This window comes from Pseudoalteromonas sp. NGC95, from assembly GCF_015864705.1.
Classification (GTDB): domain Bacteria; phylum Pseudomonadota; class Gammaproteobacteria; order Enterobacterales; family Alteromonadaceae; genus Pseudoalteromonas; species Pseudoalteromonas arctica.
Genome location: NZ_JADYWR010000002.1, coordinates 296,791 through 320,737, shown reverse-complemented (window position 1 = coordinate 320,737; position 23,947 = coordinate 296,791). Strand labels below are relative to the sequence as shown.

At 39.4% G+C, this 23,947-nt stretch carries 18 protein-coding genes, 3 tRNA genes and 2 pseudogenes; 12 read left to right on the top strand and 11 right to left on the bottom strand.

The window, feature by feature from the left end; translation table 11 throughout:
• Positions 1-61 precede the first annotated feature (61 nt).
• From I6E70_RS03845 to I6E70_RS03820, 6 genes and pseudogenes are all read left to right on the top strand, one after another.
• Positions 62-138, top strand: a tRNA-Met gene (locus I6E70_RS03845).
• Positions 139-217: 79 nt separating this feature from the next.
• Positions 218-294 (top strand) — tRNA-Met (locus I6E70_RS03840).
• Between the two features lie 143 nt (positions 295-437).
• A tRNA-Met gene (locus I6E70_RS03835) sits at positions 438-514 on the top strand.
• 255 nt (positions 515-769) lie between these two features.
• Complete coding sequence (locus I6E70_RS03830) at positions 770-1,384, top strand: trimeric intracellular cation channel family protein (protein WP_007587018.1); 615 nt, start codon at positions 770-772, stop codon at positions 1,382-1,384.
• Between the two features lie 34 nt (positions 1,385-1,418).
• A pseudogene (locus tag I6E70_RS03825) lies at positions 1,419-2,066 on the top strand (magnesium chelatase domain-containing protein); the annotation flags it as partial.
• A 52-nt stretch (positions 2,067-2,118) separates the two neighbouring features.
• Positions 2,119-2,817 (top strand): endonuclease, encoded by a 699-nt coding sequence (locus I6E70_RS03820; RefSeq protein ID WP_231620041.1) that lies wholly within the window; start codon positions 2,119-2,121, stop codon positions 2,815-2,817.
• A gap of 264 nt (positions 2,818-3,081) precedes the next feature.
• On the opposite strand, the gene I6E70_RS03815 is transcribed toward I6E70_RS03820, so the two are convergent.
• From I6E70_RS03815 to I6E70_RS03800, 4 genes are all read right to left on the bottom strand, one after another.
• Positions 3,082-3,960, bottom strand: a complete 879-nt coding sequence (locus I6E70_RS03815; RefSeq protein ID WP_197188050.1) for a hypothetical protein — start codon at positions 3,958-3,960, stop codon at positions 3,082-3,084.
• 105 nt (positions 3,961-4,065) lie between these two features.
• Complete coding sequence (locus I6E70_RS03810; protein WP_197188049.1) at positions 4,066-4,632, bottom strand: recombinase family protein; 567 nt, start codon at positions 4,630-4,632, stop codon at positions 4,066-4,068.
• Between the two features lie 197 nt (positions 4,633-4,829).
• Complete coding sequence (locus tag I6E70_RS20850; protein WP_197188048.1) at positions 4,830-6,008, bottom strand: MrcB family domain-containing protein; 1,179 nt, start codon at positions 6,006-6,008, stop codon at positions 4,830-4,832.
• Between the two features lie 345 nt (positions 6,009-6,353).
• Entirely contained in the window at positions 6,354-7,886 is a 1,533-nt protein-coding gene (locus tag I6E70_RS03800) for a recombinase family protein (RefSeq protein WP_197188047.1), read from the bottom strand.
• A 42-nt stretch (positions 7,887-7,928) separates the two neighbouring features.
• On the opposite strand from I6E70_RS03800, the pseudogene I6E70_RS03795 reads away from it, so the two are divergent.
• A pseudogene (locus tag I6E70_RS03795) lies at positions 7,929-8,807 on the top strand (YifB family Mg chelatase-like AAA ATPase); the annotation flags it as partial.
• On the opposite strand, the gene I6E70_RS03790 reads toward I6E70_RS03795, so the two are convergent.
• Both I6E70_RS03790 and I6E70_RS03785 read right to left on the bottom strand, forming a co-directional pair.
• Positions 8,804-9,508 (bottom strand): response regulator transcription factor, encoded by a 705-nt coding sequence (locus I6E70_RS03790; RefSeq protein ID WP_002957913.1) that lies wholly within the window; start codon positions 9,506-9,508, stop codon positions 8,804-8,806. The pseudogene I6E70_RS03795 and the gene I6E70_RS03790 overlap by 4 nt on opposite strands.
• 217 nt (positions 9,509-9,725) lie before the next feature.
• Positions 9,726-12,221 carry an alpha/beta hydrolase family protein gene (locus I6E70_RS03785; RefSeq protein WP_197188046.1) on the bottom strand — a complete coding sequence of 832 codons (2,496 nt, stop codon included), beginning with the start codon at positions 12,219-12,221 and terminating at the stop codon, positions 9,726-9,728.
• An 84-nt stretch (positions 12,222-12,305) separates the two neighbouring features.
• On the opposite strand from I6E70_RS03785, the gene I6E70_RS03780 reads away from it, so the two are divergent.
• The gene (locus I6E70_RS03780; RefSeq protein WP_007587021.1) at positions 12,306-13,382 is read left to right on the top strand and encodes a hemolysin family protein; all 1,077 of its coding nucleotides are present in this window, start codon (positions 12,306-12,308) and stop codon (positions 13,380-13,382) included.
• Between the two features lie 32 nt (positions 13,383-13,414).
• Here I6E70_RS03780 and I6E70_RS03775 read toward each other — a convergent pair whose 3' ends face one another.
• Positions 13,415-14,626, bottom strand: a complete 1,212-nt coding sequence (locus I6E70_RS03775) for an EAL domain-containing response regulator (RefSeq protein WP_197188045.1) — start codon at positions 14,624-14,626, stop codon at positions 13,415-13,417.
• A 166-nt stretch (positions 14,627-14,792) separates the two neighbouring features.
• On the opposite strand from I6E70_RS03775, the gene I6E70_RS03770 reads away from it, so the two are divergent.
• Positions 14,793-15,809, top strand: coding sequence for a metalloprotease (locus I6E70_RS03770; RefSeq protein ID WP_182712007.1), 1,017 nt, complete (start codon positions 14,793-14,795; stop codon positions 15,807-15,809).
• Positions 15,810-15,864: 55 nt separating this feature from the next.
• Here I6E70_RS03770 and I6E70_RS03765 read toward each other — a convergent pair whose 3' ends face one another.
• Positions 15,865-17,175 (bottom strand): short-chain fatty acid transporter, encoded by a 1,311-nt coding sequence (locus I6E70_RS03765; RefSeq protein WP_197102041.1) that lies wholly within the window; start codon positions 17,173-17,175, stop codon positions 15,865-15,867.
• Between the two features lie 169 nt (positions 17,176-17,344).
• On the opposite strand from I6E70_RS03765, the gene I6E70_RS03760 reads away from it, so the two are divergent.
• A complete protein-coding gene (locus I6E70_RS03760; protein WP_007587041.1) occupies positions 17,345-18,412 on the top strand; it encodes a potassium channel family protein in 1,068 nt (355 codons plus the stop codon).
• Complete coding sequence (locus I6E70_RS03755) at positions 18,412-18,609, top strand: PLDc N-terminal domain-containing protein (protein WP_007587044.1); 198 nt, start codon at positions 18,412-18,414, stop codon at positions 18,607-18,609. Before I6E70_RS03760 ends, I6E70_RS03755 begins: the two co-directional genes overlap by 1 nt.
• A gap of 36 nt (positions 18,610-18,645) precedes the next feature.
• Here the strand turns inward: I6E70_RS03755 and I6E70_RS03750 are convergent, their stop codons facing one another.
• Entirely contained in the window at positions 18,646-19,680 is a 1,035-nt protein-coding gene (locus I6E70_RS03750; protein ID WP_197188044.1) for a cytosolic protein, read from the bottom strand.
• A 69-nt stretch (positions 19,681-19,749) separates the two neighbouring features.
• Positions 19,750-20,208, bottom strand: a complete 459-nt coding sequence (locus I6E70_RS03745) for an EVE domain-containing protein (RefSeq protein ID WP_007587049.1) — start codon at positions 20,206-20,208, stop codon at positions 19,750-19,752.
• Positions 20,209-20,285: 77 nt separating this feature from the next.
• Here I6E70_RS03745 and tesB point away from each other — a divergent pair, with 77 nt between their 5' ends.
• Positions 20,286-21,143, top strand: coding sequence for an acyl-CoA thioesterase II (gene tesB / locus I6E70_RS03740; RefSeq protein WP_002957902.1), 858 nt, complete (start codon positions 20,286-20,288; stop codon positions 21,141-21,143).
• Between the two features lie 287 nt (positions 21,144-21,430).
• On the opposite strand, the gene plsB is transcribed toward tesB, so the two are convergent.
• The gene (gene plsB, locus I6E70_RS03735; protein ID WP_197188043.1) at positions 21,431-23,869 is read right to left on the bottom strand and encodes a glycerol-3-phosphate 1-O-acyltransferase PlsB; all 2,439 of its coding nucleotides are present in this window, start codon (positions 23,867-23,869) and stop codon (positions 21,431-21,433) included.
• Between the last annotated feature and the right edge of the window lie 78 nt (positions 23,870-23,947).

Below are 23,947 nucleotides of genomic sequence, written 5' to 3'. Positions count from 1 at the left end.
GTAGCGCTCTCTTCAAGGCAGGCTCGTAAATATTACGAAAATGTTTTAAAGAAATTACAGGCGCGGGATGGAGCAGTCTGGTAGCTCGTCGGGCTCATAACCCGAAGGTCGTCGGTTCAAATCCGGCTCCCGCAACCAATTCTTTATAAGATTTGGTTACTGTAAACTCTAGCTTAAGAGATAAAATAAAGTAGTCGATAGACTTAAAAATTACAGGCGCGGGATGGAGCAGTCTGGTAGCTCGTCGGGCTCATAACCCGAAGGTCGTCGGTTCAAATCCGGCTCCCGCAACCAATTCTTTTATAAAGATTTAGTGCAATAGGTAGTTTTAAAAGGTCGTCGGTTCACTCTTCACCTTCACAGCTCCCGCAATAAATTTTTTAATTGGAAGCCAAGTTGTAATGTAAGCAACTTTAAACAAGTCTACAAATTTCAGGCGCGGGATGGAGCAGTCTGGTAGCTCGTCGGGCTCATAACCCGAAGGTCGTCGGTTCAAATCCGGCTCCCGCAACCACTGAAATAAATAAGAATGAAACGACACGCTTAAAGCGTGTTTTTTTATGCCTGAAATTTGATGAGTGTGGTGATTTAGCTTATAGGTTAAAGATAATCTTCACTGCATGAGGCATTCACTTCTCATAAGCGCAAGCTCCCGCCCCCTGAGATACACTTCAAAAATGTTATAAACTTCTTAAAATAAATCGTTATTACTTAAAACCTTGTTTGGTTTGTGTTAAAACGGCACAAATGTTTTTGGGTTGTTACAAATATGACAGAACTTTATCACTGGTTTGATTTAATAGGCATTGCGGTGTTTGCTGTGTCGGGCACTTTGCTAGCGTACGAAAAAAAAATGGATGGCTTTGGAGTCGTAGTTTTAGCGACGGTAACTGCTATTGGTGGTGGTACAGTGCGAGATCTAATTTTAGATGTTCCTGTGTTTTGGTTACACGATCAAAGTTACTTTTTTGCCATACTAGCTTCAGTATTTGTTACAACACGCCTTATAAATAAACAAAAGCCGATACCTCATTATATTTTACAAACAGCGGATGCGTTTGGTTTAGCTTTTTTTGCAGTAATGGGGGCGCAAAAAGCGCAGCTTGTTGGTATGCCCGATATGACTGCGGTAATTATGGCTGTAATTACAGGCTGCTTTGGTGGGTTAATTCGAGATGTGCTTGCACGCGAGATCCCTATGCTATTAAAAGGTGAGCTTTACGCTATTACCTGTATAGCGGGTGGCACTGTTTATACGCTTGGCATTAGTTTTTCGTTAGTAACCGAAATGGCGATGGTATTAGGTATGTTAATGACCTTATTACTTCGTTTAGCTGCTATAAAATGGCAAATCACATTACACGTTTTTAAATATCCTGACTAAACTGGTGTAATCACACCATTTACTAGGATAAGGAATGTCGTTAGCTCGTATATTTTCTCGTGCTCAAGTGGGTATAAATGCCCCTGAAGTTATTGTAGAAGTTCACCTAGGAAATGGTTTACCCGCTTTTCATATAGTAGGCCTGCCCGAAGCGTCCGTTAAAGAATCAAAAGATAGAGTACGTAGCGCACTCGAAAACTCACAATTTGGTTTTCCCGATCAACGAATAACTGTAAATTTAGCCCCTGCCGATTTGCCAAAAGATGGCGGACGGTTTGATCTTGCTATTGCGGTGGGTATTTTAGTCGCCTCTGGGCAAATAGTGTGTCCTGATATTCATAAGTATGAGTTTTATGGGGAGCTTGCTCTTAATGGTGAGGTGCGTGGTGTAAACGCTATTTTACCTTCGGTACTTGCTGCAAAAGAGCAAGATCGTTGCTGCTTTTTACCTCTTGCAAACGACAGCCTAGCAAGCCTAGTTAATGGCGTTAAACGCAAAGCCGTAAGCTCTATTCAAGAAGTGTGGGGGGATTTACTTAATCAACAACCCTTACCATTAAATATAGAATATCCCGACTGCACACAAGCCCCTGACTTTTTACTTGATTTAAGCGATGTGAAAGGTCAGCCCGGTGCAAAGCGAGTACTCGAAATTGCTGCAGCTGGCGGGCATAATTTACTTAATTGAATGACCTAATAGACCCATAAAATAATACAACCTTCAGAGGCCTCTAATGAAGCTTATTTGTCTTTTATTCTTTACAGCTTTCGCATGTTTAACTCATGGGGGAGATATCCCAACCTCATGGTCTAAAGCTAAGCAAATAATCAGGGATAAGGTGTATTTTGACCATAGGATTACTAAGTATTGTGGCTGTTCTTATGAGGTGAAAGGGGTTAGTGGGGGAGTTATTGATACTTCCTCATGTGGTTACAATGGCTCTGAAATGAAGTATCAAAATGCTATAAATGTTCTTGATTGGGAGCATGTTGTGCCTGCCTCTTTGACACCTGCTAAGGAAATGAATTGTTGGGTTAATGGTAGTCGTAATATATGCGAAAGGACTTCTAAAGAGGCTAAAGCTATCATTTTTGACTTTCATAACCTCGTACCTTCAATAGGGCAAACTAATCGAATCAGGTCTAACTCAAGGTATGGGATTATCGAAGGGGAAGAGCAAAGGCTGGGTTTATGTGATTTTGAGTGGTCTAAAGGTATTACTGAGCCGTCGGAACGAATTCGAGGAGAATTGGCTAGAGTGTGGTTGTATATGAGTTATAGACACAATGTCGTTATACCTGAAGATGAGCGCCTAATGTTTCTTAGGTGGTCTCTTAGTGACCCTCCTGATGAGTGGGAATATACTAGGAATGCTAGGATTAAGGAGCTTCAAGGTAACTCTAATATATTCATCGATATGTTTAAATATTAGTTTAATTGAGCAGTAAATCGTGACGAGTGGCGTTAATAACCTAGCGAGCATTCATTAGATAACTGATTACTTAGTGTTTGTTCGTGTTAGCTGTTAACACCTGAAGAGGCATCTTATACAACACTATACGAGTTTATACAGCAAGCTTATCGAGCATAAGTTTGAATATAATCAGGTTTACTGCATGGTTTGAAAACCCCTGTAGACCTTATATATAAAGACCTGCAGAGGAATTCTTATGTATAACTATAGGATAGGGCTGAACTAGAACGCAGCGATTTCCTTCTCTAGTAGCTTTTTAGCTTCTTTCGCCATTTTGACTCGCTCATGAGGCAGTGTGAAGTCATACTCAATCATTGAGTTGTCACATTGAGTGCCATGTTGAGCCAGTTCTTTAAAAGCTAACGTACCACCAACCTTAAAAAACGTGTCATAGACTCCGTTAGCTAGGCGCTCTATGGTTTGTGGCGGGTGATTTGTAATTGTTTGAGTCACAGGGTATCCAAGCCTCTTTAGCTCTTTAGAAAGTGTCGTTGATATATTTACCCCACTTGATGTGAACTCTGTTAAAGCCCCTCCTTTTTTTTGAGGTATTAAGCAAAACTCAGCAGCTAGTAAAGGTAAGTTGTAACGCTCACGACATATGTCTTTAAAGTTGCTGTCAGTTATGTTTTCACCTTTAAGTACGGACTGTTTAGAGGTAAATGGGAAGGGAAGGTTTGAATGCTCTCTGTTGAGTTTTGCAGGTGCAATCATTAGATTAGAGTATGTGAGTTTACCTACAAGTTCTCCTTCTCCTTTGATTGGGTCGATATGGCATAGGTGGTAATCGTAGGTTTTAGTAACCTCTTGACCATCACTTTTAAATCCGCATGCTTGACGGTAGAATTTCCATAGGTGGAGTAGTGCTCTTAGCTCATTGGTATCACTAGGTATCGAATTAGTGCATTGGCGCTGGAAAGCTCTTCGTAGCCACTGACCGAAAGAGCTACTAAAGAATTTATAGTCGATAGTCTTGGAATGGCAGTCTTGGCATATCTTTATGGTAGAGCGACGTTGCTTACTTGTAATTGGGTTGGTTGTGAGGGCTTTTACCCTGCGTTTACCGCACTCTTTACAAGTAACAACCTGTTGTTTTGACATTAATATAATTCCTTAATTGTCTTTATGTTTGATGCACAAACGAATTAGCGAACGATTCAAACTTACGTACCGCTGTGCTGACTTGATGGTCTTTGAGGAAATGAGCTATTTACTATTCTTAGACTCTTTTATGATGCGGCTTACCGAGCTTACTGCAATATTGTGCTTCGAGGCTGTTTTACGTACTGAAAGGCCGTTGTTGATGTCTCTCATTATCTCTTGTCTATCTATGCTCGCGCTACGACCTTTATAAAGACCTTTCTGCTTTGCTGCTTCAATACCTTCACGCTGTCGCTCTAATATGAGTTCACGTTCAAATTGAGCGACTGCACCCAGCATGGTAAGCATTAAGTTATTCATTGAGTTTTCACCACCAGCGGAAAAGGTTAAGTTTTCCTTTATAAACCTGATGCTTACACCTTTTTCTTTTAGGCTTTCAACAATCTCTAAGAGGTCTTTCGTATTGCGAGCTAGTCTATCCATAGAGTGAACAACAACTACGTCACCCTCACGAACATGCTCTAGCATAGCGTTAAGTTGAGGGCGCTCAGTGCTCTTTGCTGAGGCTTTCTCAATAAATTCCTTGTCATAGCTTACATTCACAAGTTGTCTGTCAGTGGATTGCTGAGAGGACGAGACACGAATATATGCGACTGTTTGATGCTTACTCATTATGAGTATGTTCCTTTATAAGTCTAAGACCCATAAATGATATCGTACCGATAATTATAAATCAACTTTAATGAGAACGGTTTTGTGCTCTTTTGAGTGTACTCATTTAGTATACCCAAACAGGTGCACCTCTAAGTTTAGTCTGTTTGGGTTTTAGGGGGGTGGGCTAAATAGAGGTCAATGAGCCGATAGTCTAATTAAGAGTTTAGTTTTAAGTTGTAGGACTCAATTTGAATAGAAAATAATTGGTTATTATAGTATTCAACAGGATTCTTAATGATTTCTATGTGAGAGGCTCCTCTTGCAGTCACGTCGTAGACTAAATAAATATAATAAGAATCCCCATACTTTTTGGCAGCTTGCCATTCATTTGAGGTAATAGTAAGGCTGTTTATGGTAGAGGTTGAGCTAGCTTTAACTTCTATTCTCATTTTCTCACCATTTTCATTGTAAGAGGATATATCCCAGCCAGGTCTATTTTTTTCAGCCTCTTCATGGACTATTTTATCTAAAAGCTCAGGGTGATTAGCTAGTTTACTTCTCTCAAAAGCTAAAGCAATTTTCTCACCCATATCTCCAACCGCTTTTGCGTCCTTAGACCTTCTTTTGCCATTAAAGGAGGGCTTTGAGGGGTTGTTACTCGCTACTTTTTTAGGTGCACGTATCGAGAAGTTAGTTGCTGCTGGTATGTTGAGCTCAGTATTGAGTGGTGAGTTTTCAATTGTTCTCCCAAGCAATGACTCTACGCTAGGAACTAAGGGGTCAACAGCTATCCTTTGGTAAAGCTCAAGGAATAAACCGTAATCCTCAAGCAATGATGACCCTTCCAGTTTGTCGATATCATATGAAAGGCTGTAAATGGAAGCTTGTTCATATCCTTTCTGGAGTTTATGTTTTGAAGTAGGGGGGAGGGTTGATAAATCAGAAGGTTCTCTGTTGAGTTTGGTTATGAATTCCTGGTGTGGGAAATCATTACAAATACTAGTGGTGGCTTCTTGCATCATTAGAGCTGCATCTCTCATTATTTTATAGGTGTTCTTATTTACACCATAAAACTTCGTAAATTGACCTGTAGCAAAGCCGAGCTCGAGTACAATCTTTTTCATGTCAATAGAGAATAGAAATACTAAATAGTACCCTTCCTCTGCCCTGGTTGTAATTCTTTCATCAAAGGTGGCAAACCACGGCCCAGCAGTTATATTTCCTTGCCCTCCTGAAGAGGCAACCAATAGGTGCTTTTTACCTTCATTAAGAGGGCGTAAGGATTTTGGGAGGGTGTCATGGATAAGTTTGTATGCTTTATTTTTACTGTCTTCCTTGGTAAGTGCATAGTATGACGGCCATAATTCAGATAACTCTTTGATTAGATTTAGCACAACGGTTCCTTTTGTTAAGACTTATTTCAGTACAATAAATAAAAAATGAGTAACTCAATACTACGATTTAAGTTTAGATAAGTATACGACGCAATCGCTAAGCTCATCGCACACCCCGACCTCTCCCCCCTAGGTAAGTAGCGGAAAAAGTATTAGCTTGAACTACAAACCAGACACGCGGTTGTACCAATAACGATATGACTAGAAATCAACAATAATCTAACTAAGTTAAACTAGGTGGGGGAGCTCCCTGTTCCATTTACGCATCATGCGTTTTCGGAACACCCTCATTACTAAAGCCTAGCTCGATTAACGCATAATAGTTTGTTATAAATTAGTTGATTATTACGTCTCAACCTTGAAACTCAGCCCATCACCTGAAGTCCATACCTCAGTAACCTCATCATAGCTTAAATGTATATCATCACCATCTCTCACTAAAATATCAATGGACTTCTTCTGAGGGGATAGCACTATAGTCTTTAGTTGTCTCTTTAGGTGCTGGTGGAGCTTTAGTCGTTCAGATTGCTCATTTATGTTCCCTGTGAGTTCCGTAAGGTCTAAAGGTTCATCATTTACAGCATTAGCTGCTTGTATGTCGGCTAGTTCTCGACTTACCTCACTAATGCGGCTTTCTTTGTTACGAATAGCTTTACTAATGTATGTGCTAAAACCATTCTCATCGATGTCTTGAAGTAGTTCATCTATTTGCTTTTGCAGCGTTATTAATTCACCTTCTAGACTCATGGTTCTAGCGGTGTTCTCAGGCTTTTTAGCATAAGGTGTAAGCAGGTTTTGTAGTGCTATTAGGATAACCCATTGGGTATAGTAATAGCGGTGACTGGTATACTTACAGCCTCCACCATGGCGCGCTAGGCTGCACACTAGGTAATACCCACCTTTGAGTGAGCTACCTTTATTAACGAATTGGACAGACGAGCCACACTCGCATGATATAAAGCCAGAGAAGATATTTCTTGTAATCCCCTTTTTGATTGACCCTGTACTACCTATACGCCTACTCTTAATACCTGCTTGGGATTTATACCATAAGCTTTCATCAATAATAGTAGGGTAGTAGTCTTTAATGACCTCACCAGTAGGTTCACGCTTACCTAAAGTATTGGTTACATGGGGGTGGTATTCACCTAGAGCGGTTCGGCCGTTGAGGACTTTGGTGATATAAGATAAATGCCATTTAGTTGCTCTTGAGCCAATAGGGGAAATACCATCATAGTTAAGTTTTCTGACGATAGCGGCTCTCCCATAACCTTCAGCAGAGAGTAGAAATATGTATTTGATTACAACGGCTTTCTCCATTGAGACCAATATCTCTTTTCTATCATCACTGTAGTGTAACCATGCGGGGAGGGGCGACCCCATTGGTTCTGATATAGCTCTACTTTGTTTTTTATGCCAAGCATCACCTACACGTTTACTCTTTGTTGCAGACTCTTCATGTGCTCGACTCATAGACACGAGGGATATCATTAGGGCTTGCATGTTCATCTCGCCCTTTTTATACACCTGCCTATCCATAAGAGTGACGACCGTTATGCCAAGGTCAACTATAGTCATAAGGAGCATTAGGGAAGTCTCAACGGGCTGTCGACTCATTCGATCGAAGCTCTCAATGAGTAAGTAGCTGCCTTGCTCTATAACACCTTCTTTAACAGCCTCTATAAACTTACCTAACTCACCATCTGATGAGTTTTTACCTTTATAACCACTAACCCCTAAGTCTCTAAATGAGAGGCTCTGAAGGGCTAATCTATTACTATTAGCGTATTCTTCTGCGCTTTCTAGTTGGCGTTTAAGACTTCTTCCTTCAATTTGCCCTTTGGTACTGAAGCGAATGTAACTATATGCTTTGTTCATAATTATTGAATACTTGTAGTTAATATACTTATGGGTCTATTAGGGTATTATAACCTATTTTTAGGTCCTCCAGGTACTGGTAAATCGATGCTGGCCCAGCGAATGGCAACTATAATGCCTACTATGTCGGACGATGAAGCTATTTCGACAGCTGCGCTTTACTCTATTATTGGGCAATCCATAGATTTAACTAATTGGCGACAGCGGCCATTTCGTAATCCACATCATACTTGTTCAGCTGTTGCCTTGGTGGGGGGCTCTTCGAATCCCAAACCTGGTGAAATTTCTCTGGCACATAACGGTGTGCTCTTCTTAGATGAGTTACCGGAATTCGAGCGTAAGGTACTTGATTCACTGCGTGAGCCAATGGAAACCGGCACAGTTACTATTTCACGTGCAGCTAGGCAAATGGAGTTTCCGGCGCAGTTTCAGCTTATTACAGCATTAAATCCAAGCCCAACAGGGAGTCATACAGATAAGCGGGCAACTCCCGATCAAGTTATGCGTTATTTATCGCGTGTGTCGGGGCCTTTTATTGACCGTATTGATTTGCAAATAGAACTACCTCGTTTAACGAGTGTTGAACTACAAAGTACTCAGCCGGAGGAAAGTAGTGCTGAGGTTAGAGCAAGAGTTGAAACGGCTTATTACCTACAACTAAAACGTCAAGGTAAGGTTAATGCGAGGCTTAATAATAAAGAAATGAGTGTGCACTGTGTACTGGCGCCAGCAGAGTTGCAGTTTTTAGCCAGAGCAAGCGAAAAGTTGTCTTTATCGCCACGCTCTTATCATAGAGTGATTAAAGTGGCGCGTACTATTAGTGATTTAAAAGGCGCTGAAAACATTAGTTTAAATGAGCTTAAAGAGGCACTTAATTACCGCGCATTTGAGCGCCTTATTGCGCAATTAACTAAGTATTAAATAGAAAGCATATACCCCTTACCGCGTACGGTAACAATGCGTTTTTGATCTTTTTCGTCATTTAATTTTTTACGTAAACGACCAATCAGCACATCAACAGTACGATCGTTTGGACTCCAATCGGGCTGGCCTATTTCTTCTGATATTTTTTCACGGGATGTGGCTTTACCCGCATTACTAATTAAGCAAATAAGCACTTTATGTTCGGCTTCAGTTAAGCGTGATTCAACGCCTGCAGCAGTAATTAGTGTGCGGTTATCGGGGTGAAGTTTAAAGTCAGCATATTCTATAAATTCTTCGCTTTCGTCGTCTTCTAGGTTAACGGCAACACGCTTATAGAGCGCGCGCATGCGAAGTTCTAACTCAAGTAAATCGACGGGCTTACAAATATAGTCATCAGCACCTTGTGCAAGGCCTGCAATACGATCGGCTTGGGAGTCACGACTCGATAATACAATAACGCCAATATCGGTAAGTGTGTTTAATTCTTTTGCCAGCTGAAGCCCATCACGCTTTGGCAAAACAATGTCAATTATGGCTAATGATATAGCACCGCGCAGGTTTACCCGCTGCCTTACAATGTTAAGTGCATCAGCGCCAGTTGGGTCTACCTCTATTGTAAATTCGGTATCTGCAAAGTGATTTTGGATGCGTTTAACGAGTAGTTCATCGTCTTCAACCAATAAAACATTAATAGCCATAGTACTTTATTTTGAATGCTTATAGCTCTGTATGGTAGCACCATTAGGTAAATGCTGAGAAGGGGGGTTTATTAGTTTTAAGTAACTTAATATTTCAAAGGTGTATAAGACGTTATTAGAGGATGAGGTCAGCACCTTTAAACTAATTAAAAGGTGCTAAATAATTAATACTACTATTAATAAATCTGTATTAAGTCGTTATTTTAAAGGTTCAGGCTCAGTCATTTTTATACATTGAGTCCCACCATTGAGGTTCATCTTTTAGCTTTTTATCAAAGTACGCTAACATGGTATTCCACCAATCAAATCGTTTATCACGTGCAAAAATTTGGTGGTCGGCACCTTTGTACTCAATTAACTCTACATCTTTATTAAGTAATTTAAGCGCAGTGTACATTGTTAAGCTTTCGCCAACGGGTACATTAGTATCGCTATCACCATGAAGAAGTAGCATAGGTGTTGTTACTTTATCGGCATGAAATACTGGGCTATGCTGGCTGTAAAGCTCAGGATTATTCCACGGAAAGCTATTTTTTGATGCTTCGCCAGAATATAAGTAGCCCCACCAACCTTCACCCCAATACGAGGTAATATTAGAAATACCCGCATGAGCTATTGAAGCACTAAATATATCGGTTTTAGTTGCCAATAACATGGTCATGAAGCCACCGTATGATGCCCCTAAATTTCCTACCTTTTCACTATCAACATAGTTGTATTTCTTTAAAAAGGCTTGCGTGCCTTCGATAATATCGTCTGCAGTGTAGTCGCCCCAGGCATTAACATGCTGCGCTGAAAACTTTTGTCCAAACCCTGTTGCGCCAGTAGGCTGTACTACATAAACAATGTAGCCATTTTCTGCCCATAAGTTAAACGGATAACGACCTGTAAAACCACGCGTAACTGGTGAAGTGCCGCCGTAGTAATACACGAGCGCCGGGTGCTTTTTAGTTTTATCTAAATTGCTAGGAATATAAACGCGGCCAGTTATTTCAACCCCATGTTTATTTTTAAAATTAAACTCTTCTAATGTAGGGAGTCGTGTATTTGCATAGCTACTTGGTTTTGAATCCCATATTAAATCTGTTTTATTTTTACTGACGTTAAGGCGCTTTAGCTGTTGTGGCGCTAAAGCGTTAGTGCCACTTAATAAAATTTCGGTATTACGGTCGTGTGAGTAACTAAATTGTTCAACAATATCCAATCCTGTATTTAACTTTTTAAAGCGCTGTTTACTTAAATCAAATAGGTAAAGTGGTTGAGTGTCTTGCTCTGTTACTTTAATGAGCGCATCGCCGTTTTCTAAAACTTGCAGTTGGCCAATAGCAGAATCGAATTGTTTACTAAGTGCTTTTACATTTTTACCACCTTCAGTAAGTAGGTAAAGTTGCCCGTCGTAGTTATTAGCAAGCATTGCTTTTGGTAGAGCTCTGCCTGCGCCATTTTTAAAGTCAGGGCCTGCAACTACATAAATATCTTTATTTGCGTATTTGGCTAAATTAAACGTTTTGAATTTACCAAGCGATGAAAGCTTGTTTGATTTTAAATCGAGTTCGGCTAACTCTGTTTCAGGGTGGGTTGATGCTTGCATTGCCATTACTGGGCGGCTCATTAATATTTTGCCACGGTTACTATTTGAATCTTCAAGGCTGTAAGAAAGAGGACCTTGGCTAAGTGCTTTTGTTAAACCACTTTTAGTATCAAGCATGTAAATTTGGCTGGTGGTACGTGCATACGACCAACGATCTTGTAGACCTTTATAGTGCTTGGTTAAGCTGTTAGTGCTCTCAGGTGATTTAGACCAGCTAAACAAAAGACTGGTGTCGTTATAAAAGGTAAAGCCATTGGCTCCTTCTAAATCGTTTGCTAATGTTTTTATTGAGAAGTTTTTACGGCTAAGTTGTTTAAGTTCACTATTTAACAAATACACTAAATATTGGTTATCTGGACTCCAAATAATGTTACTTGGTTGGCCTGCTTCGAAGCGATAAAGCGTTTGATTATCTGAATCTTTAAGTACAGTAACTGTATTTGCTTGGTTTTGTGTTTTATCGCTATAAGTGCGAGTAGTAGTAACGTACTGCTTAGCATTAGGTGCGAGTGATAATTGGCTGATTGTAGGGGCATCAAACAATTGTTTTGCAGATAAGCGTTTTGTTTTTGAGGCGCTAAGCGTAATTTTATCAATGTCGTTTTTAGGTGCAAAATCAAGCATTACGTCGTGCCAATTAGCTACTTGTTGGGCTACTATTAAAATAGAGTGAGTACTGTTATTTAAAGCTAACTTATAGCTATTTTTATCACCTGTTTGTAGTTCGCCATTAATAAATAACTGACCTTGCTCAATCCCTTTTAAGGTAAGCGTACCTTGTGTAAAGCGGGTTGTTTCAATATTAAATTTTAGTGCCTGTAACCCACCTAAAGTGAGCGCATTGATTTTATTAAACGGCTGCCAGTTTTGTTTTTTCCCAAATACAGAAAAACTATCTGAGTCTGCTTGTAGCTGCGGCAATAGGTTATTAATAATGGCATTGCCATGAGGTGTTTGAAAAGGCTTTAACTGCATGTCTTCGGCAAGTGGGCCGATAAACTGAATTTTTGATTTATCCAATGGTGCAGCTATTGCAGCAAAGCTTAAGCTGCTAAGCGTCAAAAGAGTCGCTGCGTACTTAAATAGCTTATTTTGATGACACCATGGTGCGCTAAATTTCATTATTATGCCTATTATTATTGGAAGTTTGGCCAAATATAGCATGTATTGATACCATGCTCACATATCCAATATAGAGGAGAGAAAGTGACTTTACTGATAGTTTATATGGTAGTGGCGATTGTTATTTCGTTTTTATGTTCTGTGATGGAGGCTGTGTTATTAAGTATTTCGCCCAGCTATGTTGCATCACTTAGGAAAGATCATCCTGAGCTTGCTAAACAGCTCGAAAAACTTAAAAACAATATAGATCAGCCTTTAGCTGCTATTTTAACTTTAAATACGGTTGCCCATACTGCGGGTGCTGCTGGGGTAGGCGCACAGGCAGCTGTCGTGTTTTCCGATGCGGCTGTAGGTATTGCATCAGCCATTATGACATTCCTCGTATTAATTCTTTCTGAAATTATTCCTAAAACCTTGGGGGCTAATTACTGGCGAGCTCTAACGCCAAGTGTTACTTACGCTTTGAGGTTTTTAGTTATATTGCTAAAGCCTTTTGTATGGTTTGCACAAAAGCTAACAAATTTAATGGGTCCAAAGCACGATGAGGCTTACTATATTCGTCAAGAGATAGAGGCAATGGCTGATATAGGTACGGAGTCGGGTGCATTACATCAGGATGAGTCCGAAATAATTCGTAATTTATTGCATTTTAGACATGCAAAATTATGCGACTTAATGACGCCTCGAACTGTAATTTTTAAAATCCACAAAGACTTAACAGTAAATCAGTATTTAAACGATCACGGCTCGTCGTCATTTTCTCGTATATTGGTATTTGATAAAGACAGCGACGATATTGTTGGGTTTGTGCATAAAAACGATATTATGCTGGCATTTCACCGTTTAGGTACCGATTACAAAATTAGCAAATTGATTAAGCCTATTTATACGGTGCCGAGTTCTCAAAATGTATCGTCGTTACTGCAAACTCTTTTAACAAAGCGCACACATATATGCCTAGTTGTAGATGAGTACGGTGACGTGCAAGGTATTGTAACGCTAGAGGATATGATTGAAGCTTTAATGGGGCTAGAGATTGTAGATGAGCGTGACCAATCTACTAATATGCGCGCAGTAGCAAGGCAGCGTTGGCACAAACGTTTAGCAAGCAGTGCGCATATAGTCAGTGAAGAAGATAAACACACTCGGGGTGATAATTAGTTAACCAGCCCCGATTAAATATTAATACCGCTTTAAGCGGGGCTGCCATCAGTTTTCAGCCAATCTTTAGCCCAAGATATAAATTCGTCTTGTGGTTTAGGGCGGCTAAATAAAAAACCTTGTATGGCTAGTTTTCTTCTATAATGCCTTAAATAAACAAGCTCTTCTGGGCGTTCAACGCCTTCTGCTACTAAGTCTAAATTATCTTTACTCGTAATATTAAATAACGAACTTACGACCACTTGAGAAAATAAATCTGTTTCTATATGGCTAATAAGTGAACGGTCTATTTTAATTTCAGTAAAAGGAAGATTTCGAAGCTGATTCATATTAGTAAAACCAACACCAAAATCGTCTAGCGATATACCAAAGCCATGCATTCTTAATCTGTTTAGTGTTTCTAATTGCATGAGGCTTGAGAGTGCATGTTGTTCTGTTATTTCTATAATTATATTACTAGGTGTGAGTTGGTTTAGTTCTAAAATGAGCAGTAATTTATTAGGGCAGTTTAAGTCGTCGAGCTGAGTTGGCGATAAATTAAATGCCATTTTAAAATCATGACCTAGTTGCGCTTTCATATTTTTGAATTCGCTGGTGGCCTTTTCAAAAAGAGAAAATGTAATTTGATTAATTAAGTTGTGTTGTTCGGCAGTGTTTATAAAACGGTTAGGTAAAATAATATTGCAGTCTTTACTTGATAAAATACGTGCTAAGACTTCAACGCTTTCAATTTTATTGTTATCAGCGTTTATTTTTGGTTGGTAAAAAGGCGTTATTTCATCGTTTTTTAATGCATCAATAAGCTCATCTTTTGAAATGGCTGACTCTTTTAATAAAGTGTGGCTGTTTAATTGCGCCACTTTAATAAGTAACCTACTAACCTGAGACAGTTGCACTGGCTTTGAAATATTACCAATGAGGTGAGCGTTATGTTGTTTCGCGAGATTGGCAGCTAAGCTAATAACTTTATGGTCCATTTCAGAAACAATTATAATACCGCCTTGATAATGTAACTCTCCTAAGTGGCGGATTAGTTCCATGCCGTCCATTTCGGGCATATTGAGATCAGTAAAAATAGCATCAAAGTAGTTGATATCCTCTTTAACTTTTTCAAGCGCTTCTTTTGCATTCAGGCACGTAGTTATAGTGTTAGACATACCCAATTCGTTAAGTATAGCTTCCATAACGATCAAAATTGCTTTTGAATCGTCAACAACTAAAATATTAGGCACTATTTTGTCCACTGTTATCCCTTTCAATGTATCGCTTGGAGTTACTATAAAAGTAGTAGTGTTTTTTTATTTTGTCAGTATCAAATACTTTTATTTTGAAAATAGTTACCTAGCACCTTCACTCGTGTTTTTAAGCTGATTAGGTATACTAGCGCCATTATTTTAAACGGTCTTAATTATGATAAGAATAGATCTTACTTTAGCCGAGCAACCATTTTCGCTTATGGTGTCTGGGCAAAGAATTGTGCAGGTATTTCACGCGCAACAAGCCATTACCTTTGATAACCCTCGTGAAAACTATTTTCAATTTACTTACGACAACAAAGTAATAGGTATCGATACAGCGGCGGTGAAAGAGCAAAGCATTTCGCTCTTTGTAGATGATCAATTTGCAACACAACTTGCGTTACCAGCACCTACAAATGGGTCACCTAAAAAAGGCTTTTTAGGTCTGGCTGCATTAGGTTTTAAGCTTTTTAAAAGTGCTAAGGTAATTAAAGTAGTGCTTGCAGGGGCTTCTGTTGCAGGCTATGCGTGGTTATTTAGTATAGAATTTGCATTAATGCTAATTGGGTGTTTAGTTGTACACGAATACGGCCATGTGCGAGCAATGAAATACTTTGGCATAAAAACCAAAGGTATTTACTTAATCCCGTTTGTTGGTGGGCTAGCTGTAAGTGACGATAAAATAACGACTCGTTGGCAAGATGTAGTTATATCGCTAATGGGGCCTGCATTTGGTTTAATTACCTCGGTACTGGGTGTCGTTTTATATTACGCCACCGAGATGGAAATATTTGCAGGTGTGGCAGTTCTTAGTGCGTTATTAAATTTATTTAACTTGTTACCTATTTTACCGCTTGATGGCGGGCATGTATTAAAAAGTATTAGCTTTTCAATGCGTTCATGGATTGGCTTAAGTGTATGTTTACTCGGTGTACTGTTTGGTTTATGGCTGAGCTACACATTTGGCTTAATGTTACTGGTATTCTTTTTGTTTGTAGGTGCGCTGGAAATTGTATTTGAATGGCGAGGCCGACATTACTCGCATTTAATGCCACTAGATAAATATGGCCAAGGCTTTTCAGCGGTAATGTATGCAGTTGTAGTCGCTGGGCATGTAGCTGTAATGATGCACTTTGCCGATTCAGAAAATCCAATATTAAGCCTTCCAATGACTATTTTATCGAGCTAGCATTTATCGTTCTAGGTAAAAGCGGGCTGTAATATTTGTTACAGCCCGTTAAAAATTAATAAAAGCTCAATACCAGCGATATAAAAACCCCAGTCACAAACAACTGCACAACACAAAACCCCATAATATCTTTTGCTTTTAGGCCTGCTATAGCCAATACGGGCAACGCCCAAAAAGGTTGAATTAAATTAGTCCAGGCATCACCCCATGCAACAGCCATTGCAACGCGCGATATATCAGCACCTAGCTCTTGTGCTGCAGGTATTACAATAGGTGCTTGTACAGCCCATTGGCCACCGCCAGAGGGGACAAACATATTAACGAGCCCTGCACTTATAAAACTAAAAAATGGCAAGCTATCAGCATCTGCAACGGCAATAAAACCACGTGATATCTGTTGTGCTAATCCGCTATCAATCATTACCGCCATGATGCCTGCATAAAAAGGAAATTGAATAACAATGCCAGCCCCGCTTGGAATTGCTTGTTGCAGACTGTTAAGTAATTTATGGGGTGTTTGATGCAGCGTAATAGCTAAAAACAAAAATACGGCAATAACGCTATTAAGGTTTAAGTTTCCGCCAGCAATAAAAAAGTAATAACCTAAATATGCCAAACCTAATAAGCCAATTGCCATACCGAGTAGTTTACTTTGTTCCAAATGTTGGGCGGGTCTAGTTATTGTTGTGGGCTTAGGTGTTGTCTCTTGTAAAAGAGCTGGGTCGATATATACGCTTTCTTGCTCGCTTGGCAGCATATAGCGATTAACGAGCGGCATAATAATGAATAAACCAACTAATATGGCTATATTAAAGCCCGCAAATAAAGTGTGCTCTGTACTAATAATTCCAATGCTGGCCTCTGAAAAGTGACCATCGGTTGCGATAGTTAAAGGAATCGAACCGGCTAATCCGCCATGCCATACAACAAAACCTGAGTAAGCGCTGGCTACTAATAATCGATAATCAACACGAGTATGTTTAGCAATTGCCTTGGCAAAAAGGGCACCAATAACTAAGCCAAATCCCCAATTTATCCAGCTCGCTAAAAGCGAAATAAGCGTTACCAATATAATTGCTTTAGGTGCTGTATTTGCGAGTGTTGCTAGTTTTTCTAATAACTTACTTATAGGTGGCGTACTTGCCAACATGTAGCCTGTAATTAACACTAGTAGCATTTGCATAGCAAAACTTAATAAGTTCCAAAACCCACCTCCCCACGCTTGTAATACTTCAATGTTGGTTGCGGTTGTAAATAAGCTCGCACTAATAAGAGTAATTATTGTAAGTAAAATTACAAATATAAAAGGGTCGGGAAGATAGCGCTCTACAATTTTAGTAAAAGGGCGGGCTATTTTATTAAGCATAAGCACAACTGTTTTGGTTATTATTTTAACGCTAATTAATCATGAAAAATCACCATTGGCAAACAGCATTTAGTCTTATATTTGTGGTTAAAAGCTTAAACATTGCTTAAAAGCATCGCTTACAGTAACGTACTGTTTATAGATAATTTACTAACGAAGACTTTGTATTATGCCGGTGATATTTAAAAGGCTAGCGTTACTTGTTCGCGCTCATATAGATCAGTTGAGTTGGCAAGCAGTGGCATTAGCTATTTTGACTCATATGCTATTAACATGGAGCTTACTATTTATAGCGAATGAGAAAGCGTTAACCTCGCTTACTACCTTTTTTTACTATTACACAGTAACAACATCAACAGTGGGATATGGTGACTTTAGTCCAACTACTGATCTTGGTCGTTGGGTGGTTGCATTAATACAAATTCCATTTGGTTTAGCTTTATTTGGTGTTTTGCTAGGAAAAGCAGGACAAACTGTTACTTACTTAATTAGGCGCGCTATGACTGGTGATAAAAACTTTGCCCACAGTAACCACCATATTATTATTTTTGGTTGGCACGACACTCGTACAAAAAAGATGATTGATTACATTTTGGCAGATACGAAACGTACTGACCGTCGTATTTTACTCGCGGTAACAGAGCAAATGGATCATCCTTTTTTAGCTAACGAAAGCGTTGATTTTGCACGTTTAACGAGCTTCACTAATTTAGCTGAACTAGAGCGGGTAGCTATTCGTAGTGCTGACAAAGTGATTATTGATGGTCAAGATGACGATCAGACATTTACAACAGCCCTGCGCATAAGTCGCTTAGTAAAAGATGATTGTCATATAAGTGCTCACTTTTTAGATGAAACCAAAGTTGAGATGATGTTAGAGCATTGCCAAAACGTAGAATGTAGTAGTGCAAAATCAGCTGAGATATTAGTACGCTCAATGCAAGATCCAGGTTCGAGCCGTGTGCAAGAGGAGCTGCTATCTACTTTGCACGGCGATACACAATTTAGCTTGAAAGTACCAAGTGGCTGCAAAGATATGGAGTTTGGTACTTTGTTTCATCATTTTAAGCTTGAGCATGATGCAATACTGTTAGGTGTTGCTCATAATTTAAGTGCGCAAAATATGGATTTAAACCCACCATTAGATTACAAAGTAAGTGAAGGCGATATTTTGCACTATATATCGGTAGATCGAGTATTAAGTAGTGAAGTAGACTGGTCGAGCCTAGAAAAATAATGAATGAAGTTGTATTTTTAATTGTTGTTTTAAGTGCTTACATATTACCTGTCGTTATTGTACTCAACAGTAAGCGTACACAGGGTCATGAAAAGAATGGCTGGCTAATGGGAATCATTATATTTTCTTGGTTAGGTTTAATGATGTACTTTACCATTGTGCCCAAGCATAGGCACAAAAAGAAAAAGGCTAAATAGAGTAGTTAGCCTTTATAGCCGTTTTCGTTGGAATAATTACTCTTCCAACTGTTTGAGTTTATGCTCAATTAGAGGGTCGTCAGGTAGAAGTTGCTGGGCGACTTCTAATAGCTGAATAGCATCATTAGGGTGCTCATCTTGGTGCTTAAGTGCCACATCTATTAATGGCTGAATATCAATTTTTGCTTGATGCTCTTGTACATACACTTCTTTTTCATCAGCTAAAATTTTATGCGCTGTACTCAATAATGCTAAACGATGGGGGGAGCCTGCATTAGCCGTATTGAGACTTTGATAATAATCTTCTTTTAAGCGTAAGGTTTTGGTTTGCAGGCGAAACTGTGCAATATTGATTTGCTGATGTTGAATGAAATCAACGGCTACTTGCTTATAAAACCCAAACTTATTCAAATATGTAGCGTGTGTGCCATGTCCCATACCAAATACTCGCAAGTGAGTTAACTGCTTATAGCGCTTGGCGTGCATTCGGTCTATACGATTAGTAGGATCGTAAATAATATAGCCTTGGGCATCTCCTAAATCTAGATCGTGATAATCTTGTTGCCAGTCAAACTGCTGAGCTATATCGGTACTAGAGCGGTCATCCCAGGGTACTAATTCTTTATTTTTAGTACTTACCGGGTGAAAGAACAGTACTTGGTTTAGCTTTAATAGTTTAGCAAAAGCGCCAACAGCAAATCCGCCACGGCTTAAGCCATAGCCTAATCGACAATTAAACGGCGTAAGTAATGTTGATAATTGCTCGAGAAAAAAGATTAAATTGCGATTACGAAACCAATTACTTTTACCTAAATGCTGAAAAGCGATTACGTTTACGTTTTGTTTTTGAGCCAAGTGATAACCCCATGGTGCAAAATCAGGGTGAAGATCTTGCTCTTGCACGTTAGTGCCTGCGGGTGAAAAGGTAAAAAGCAGGGGCTTATTAACGTCAACAAAATCATACTTAACAAATACATCGCCGAGTAAATCACTACCCGTCATGGGTAATCGAGTTTGTTGCTCATTGCGCGGGAGAGTTAACCATTCATCTAACCAATACAGTAATTTCATTAATCCTCCAGCTATAAGTCAGCGTAGATCATATCAAACTCAATGAAATTAGGTCAAACCGAGAGGGTGTTACTGCGCCATTTTGATTATTTCATCCCAGTCATTTTTAGTAACAGGCATTATTGATAGTCGTCCGCCTTTTTTAAGTGCGATTTCAGTAATATTATTATTGGCTTTAATATCTTTAAGGCTAATTAATTTTTTTAAATGGCTTTGGTAAGTAACCTCAACAACAACCCAGCGTGGTTTGTCGCTGGTGGCTTTTGCATCGTAATAGTCGCTACTTAAATCAAACTGAGTAGGGTCAGGGTAGGCATCGTGTGTCACTTCGGCAATACCCGCTACACCTACGTGTTTACAGCTTGAATGGTAAATCATCACTGAATCACCGAGCTTAACGCCATCACGCATGAAGTTTCGCGCTTGGTAATTACGCACGCCTTCCCAAAGAGTCGTTTGTTTTGGTGCGTTTTTTAAATCATCTAATGAAAACGCATCGGGTTCAGTTTTAAATAGCCAGTAAGCCATAACAGTATTCCTAACAAATATTTACTTCCCACTATTGTATAGTATCATTTGGATACTAGGGTAATGAGGAAGAAGTAATGAGCCAAGTATTAGATGATTTATTGTCGTTGTTAACACTTGAAGAAATTGAGCAAGGTTTATATCGAGGACAAAGCCAAGATTTAGGCTTTGGTGCTGTGTTTGGCGGTCAAGTTATGGGGCAGGCGCTTTCTGCCGCTAAAGAAACTCTACCTGAGGGGCGTATAGTTCACTCATTACATTCTTACTTTTTACGCCCAGGCGATCCAGCTAAACCGATTGTTTATGATGTAGAAACTATTCGCGATGGAAAGAGCTTTAGTACTCGCCGAGTAAAAGCGATTCAGTACGGTAAGCCAATTTTTTATATGACAGCGTCGTTTCAGGGTGAAGAAAATGGTTTGTCGCATCAAGCAACAATGCCTGATGTACCCGCACCTGAAGAGTTACGCTCATCACTTGAGTTTTATCAAGATAACGCTTCTCATATCCCTGAAGTCATCCGTAATAAGTTTACGCGTGAAATGCCAATTGAAATGCGACCAGTAACTTTTCATAACCCGTTTAAACCAGAAGTTATGGAGCCGGTAAAGCATATTTGGTTTAAAGCTAATGGTGAAATGCCAGACGATCAGCGCATCCACAATTACTTATTAGCATACGCCTCTGATTTTGAGTTTTTACCAACAGCATTGCAGCCTCATGGTGTATCGTTTATGCAGCCAAATATGCAAGTAGCTACTATTGATCATGCAATGTGGTTTCATCGGCCATTTAGAATGGATGATTGGATTTTGTATTCAATTGACAGTCCAAGTGCGAGTAATGGGTGTGGTTTGGTACGCGGGCAGTTTTTTGATCGCCAAGGCAACTTGGTTGCCTCAACAATGCAAGAAGGGGTTATGCGTCAGCGCTAACCCCCTTTTATAGATATAGTACTAGGGCGTGTTGAACTTTGGTGGGTGAATTTGCAGCAGTATGTTTGGTTTTTAGGCAAGGCAGAGTCTATGCAGTGTGGTTATTCCCCATAAATAGGCGATAACGCAGCATAAAGACCAAACATGCACTGCCCTTTGGGTTCTTTCTAGGGACGATTAATTCTTTGTTGCTCGGTTTTTACTTAGCCCACTAGGTTACAAACCTCGCGCCGCGATTTAATCGCCCCTAGATTGAACAAATTTCAATCCACAAAGATCAACACGCCCTAGTTACACTGATCTTGTACTATATCGCTGATTGACTGCCAGACGCGTGCTGGCAGTAATGTTTTAAGGTGTGCGTAGGTTTCGCAAAGTTGTGTACTGCCTACTAAGCCTTTATCACCCTCTGTTATTAACGACTCGCCACGTAAGTTCTCGATAAAACTAACAAGTACTTTTTTATCAAAAAATTCAGGTGTTTTAATACCATGCAGTGTGCCTAAACGCTGTGCAAGCACTTGGCTCTCTCGTTCTAATTCTGCTTTTTCAATGCCATCACTTGTTTGAATAAAACCAATCACAATAGCGTAACGTTGTAGAGTAAAACTAAGTGCTCGTCCAAGCATTTCTAGCTTAGCTAAGCAGTCATTACTGTTCGTTATATGAATGTTATCGCCATCAAACTCAATTAAATTTTGATCAGCAAAGTTAGCTAAAATACGTGTTATGTAGCTCTCATCAAGAGGCTGTAAATACCATTCTTTAGCAAATAACGGATAAAACGTTTTTACAAGTTGCTGGCATTGCTCAATAGTTGTGCTGTGTTGTTTAAATAGATGTAGTGCAATTAAGCTTGGTACTGCAAACAAGTGCAAAATGTTGTTTCGGTAGTAATTAAACAGTACTTTTTCTTTATCGCTAATAGTAATAATTTCGCCAAATTCATCACTGATAACTTCAAACTTATTCAGCTTTAATGCATGCGTTAGTAATTGCTCTGGTGTTTCGTCTGGCGCGGTTACTTTATCGCTATAGCTTGCATCGCGCTGTAATTGTAGATAAAAATCAAGTTGTGCTAATAGCTTTGGTTTACTCAATGCTTGTTTATCGTTAACCAGCAATATCATCGCTAGTAAGTTAACCGCATTAAGCGCCGCCGCATTATTAATTTTAACCATTACTTGGTCGGCAAGTTTAGTTACTTGTGGCGCTAACCATTGTGGCTTTTGCACATCGGTAGGGTGTATTGAATCACGCCAATCAGGTTGGTTATCGTTTAAGTATTGGTTAATCGAGATTGGATCACCAAAGTTTAAATTACCACGACCGTAGTTTTTAAGGTTTTTGATTGCCTTAAAAATACCAAATATAGATTCGCCTTTTTTATCTTTTCCATCTAGCTCTTTAAGGTAGGTGTTAATTTCCATTACGTGCTCGTAGCCAATGTACACAGGAACGATAGATATTGGTCTGTCTATTCCGCGCAGCATTGCTTGTAATGTCATAGATAGCATACCTGTTTTAGGTGGAAGTAAGCGCCCAGTTCGGCTTCGACCGCCTTCCGTGTAAAACTTAACAGAGTAACCTTTAATAAACAGTTGGCTTAAATACTCTTTGAATATGGCAGAATAAAGTTTATTGCCTGCAAACGAGCGACGAATAAAGAATGCCCCAGAGCGTCTAAATATGCCACCGGCAGGGAAAAAGTTAAGATTTATACCTGCAGCTATATGTGGTGGAACTAAGCCTAAATGATAAATAGAGTAAGTAAGCAGTAAGTAATCCATATGACTGCGATGACAAGGCATATAGATTATTTCATGGCCTTTATCTGTTAGTTCATGAATTTGTTCTGCGTGTTTAATATCAATACCGTTATAGAGCTTATTCCACAACCAAGTTAAAAATCGCTCGGCCACACGTATCATTGCTTCAGAGTAATTAGCGGCTATCTCATCAAGTAGCTTAAGTGCATTTTGGCGGGCTTCTGTTTGGCTAATGTTTTTAGCTTTAGCTTCATCTTGAATTGCTTTTTTTATTGTAGGTGACGCTAATAATGAATTAAATAATTGTTCACGAGAGGGCATTTTAGGGCCTGTAGCAGCTAGCTTTTGGCGCTTAAAGTGAACACGTGCTACACGTAATAATTTATGTGGTAACTCGCTTACATCGGCTTTTTCATTGACTAAAAGCGATAAGTCGAGTGGTTGGCTAAAGCGAATAAAGTTGTCGCGTCCTGAAAACAACACCACAAAAAACTTTCTAAACCAGCTAGGTGTTAGAGAGTGCGTAATTAAAGTGCGTAGCCCCGGCTTTTCTTTACCCGGGTCGCGACCCCATAAAATAGTAACCGGAACCACTTGTACGTTTTGCTGCCCACTTTGTATTAGGTATTCAATAATTTGTTTACCTTGAGCTAAAGCATTGGTGGGCTTAGCTTCATCACCAAAAAGTGGTGGTGGATTTTTAATACCAATAAAACGGTCTAAATCTTGGTTACCTAATACTTGCTCTTCGGTTGGGCTAGGTAGACCATTTTTTTTACACGCATGTGCGAGAGCCGCTAAATCAAATCGTGAATTTAAACGCACTATATAAAATGTAGGGTACTCAGGGTTTAGATCATACTGTTTAATCGGATTTTCTGGCAGCACTTTGCTTTTTACAAATAAGCGGCTAAATCCAGCAGACATAACATTTAAACAATAATTAAAAATACGCATCGACTCACCATATTGAGAGTATTAAGGGCAAAATTAGCGCAGTAGGATACCATAATATCTAAAAATCCCTTAGTTTGC

Coding starts and splice junctions, on each gene's coding strand:
- I6E70_RS03770 (WP_182712007.1), top strand. CDS start 14,793: ATGATAAGAATAGATCTTACTTTAGCCGAGCAACCATTTTCGCTTATG.
- I6E70_RS03745 (WP_007587049.1), bottom strand. CDS start 20,208: ATGGCTTACTGGCTATTTAAAACTGAACCCGATGCGTTTTCATTAGAT.
- I6E70_RS03815 (WP_197188050.1), bottom strand. CDS start 3,960: ATGTCAAAACAACAGGTTGTTACTTGTAAAGAGTGCGGTAAACGCAGG.
- tesB (WP_002957902.1), top strand. CDS start 20,286: ATGAGCCAAGTATTAGATGATTTATTGTCGTTGTTAACACTTGAAGAA.
- I6E70_RS03830 (WP_007587018.1), top strand. CDS start 770: ATGACAGAACTTTATCACTGGTTTGATTTAATAGGCATTGCGGTGTTT.
- I6E70_RS03820 (WP_231620041.1), top strand. CDS start 2,119: ATGAAGCTTATTTGTCTTTTATTCTTTACAGCTTTCGCATGTTTAACT.
- I6E70_RS03785 (WP_197188046.1), bottom strand. CDS start 12,221: ATGAAATTTAGCGCACCATGGTGTCATCAAAATAAGCTATTTAAGTAC.
- I6E70_RS03750 (WP_197188044.1), bottom strand. CDS start 19,680: ATGAAATTACTGTATTGGTTAGATGAATGGTTAACTCTCCCGCGCAAT.
- I6E70_RS03800 (WP_197188047.1), bottom strand. CDS start 7,886: ATGAACAAAGCATATAGTTACATTCGCTTCAGTACCAAAGGGCAAATT.
- plsB (WP_197188043.1), bottom strand. CDS start 23,869: ATGCGTATTTTTAATTATTGTTTAAATGTTATGTCTGCTGGATTTAGC.
- I6E70_RS03760 (WP_007587041.1), top strand. CDS start 17,345: ATGCCGGTGATATTTAAAAGGCTAGCGTTACTTGTTCGCGCTCATATA.
- I6E70_RS03755 (WP_007587044.1), top strand. CDS start 18,412: ATGAATGAAGTTGTATTTTTAATTGTTGTTTTAAGTGCTTACATATTA.
- I6E70_RS03765 (WP_197102041.1), bottom strand. CDS start 17,175: ATGCTTAATAAAATAGCCCGCCCTTTTACTAAAATTGTAGAGCGCTAT.
- I6E70_RS03790 (WP_002957913.1), bottom strand. CDS start 9,508: ATGGCTATTAATGTTTTATTGGTTGAAGACGATGAACTACTCGTTAAA.
- I6E70_RS03810 (WP_197188049.1), bottom strand. CDS start 4,632: ATGAGTAAGCATCAAACAGTCGCATATATTCGTGTCTCGTCCTCTCAG.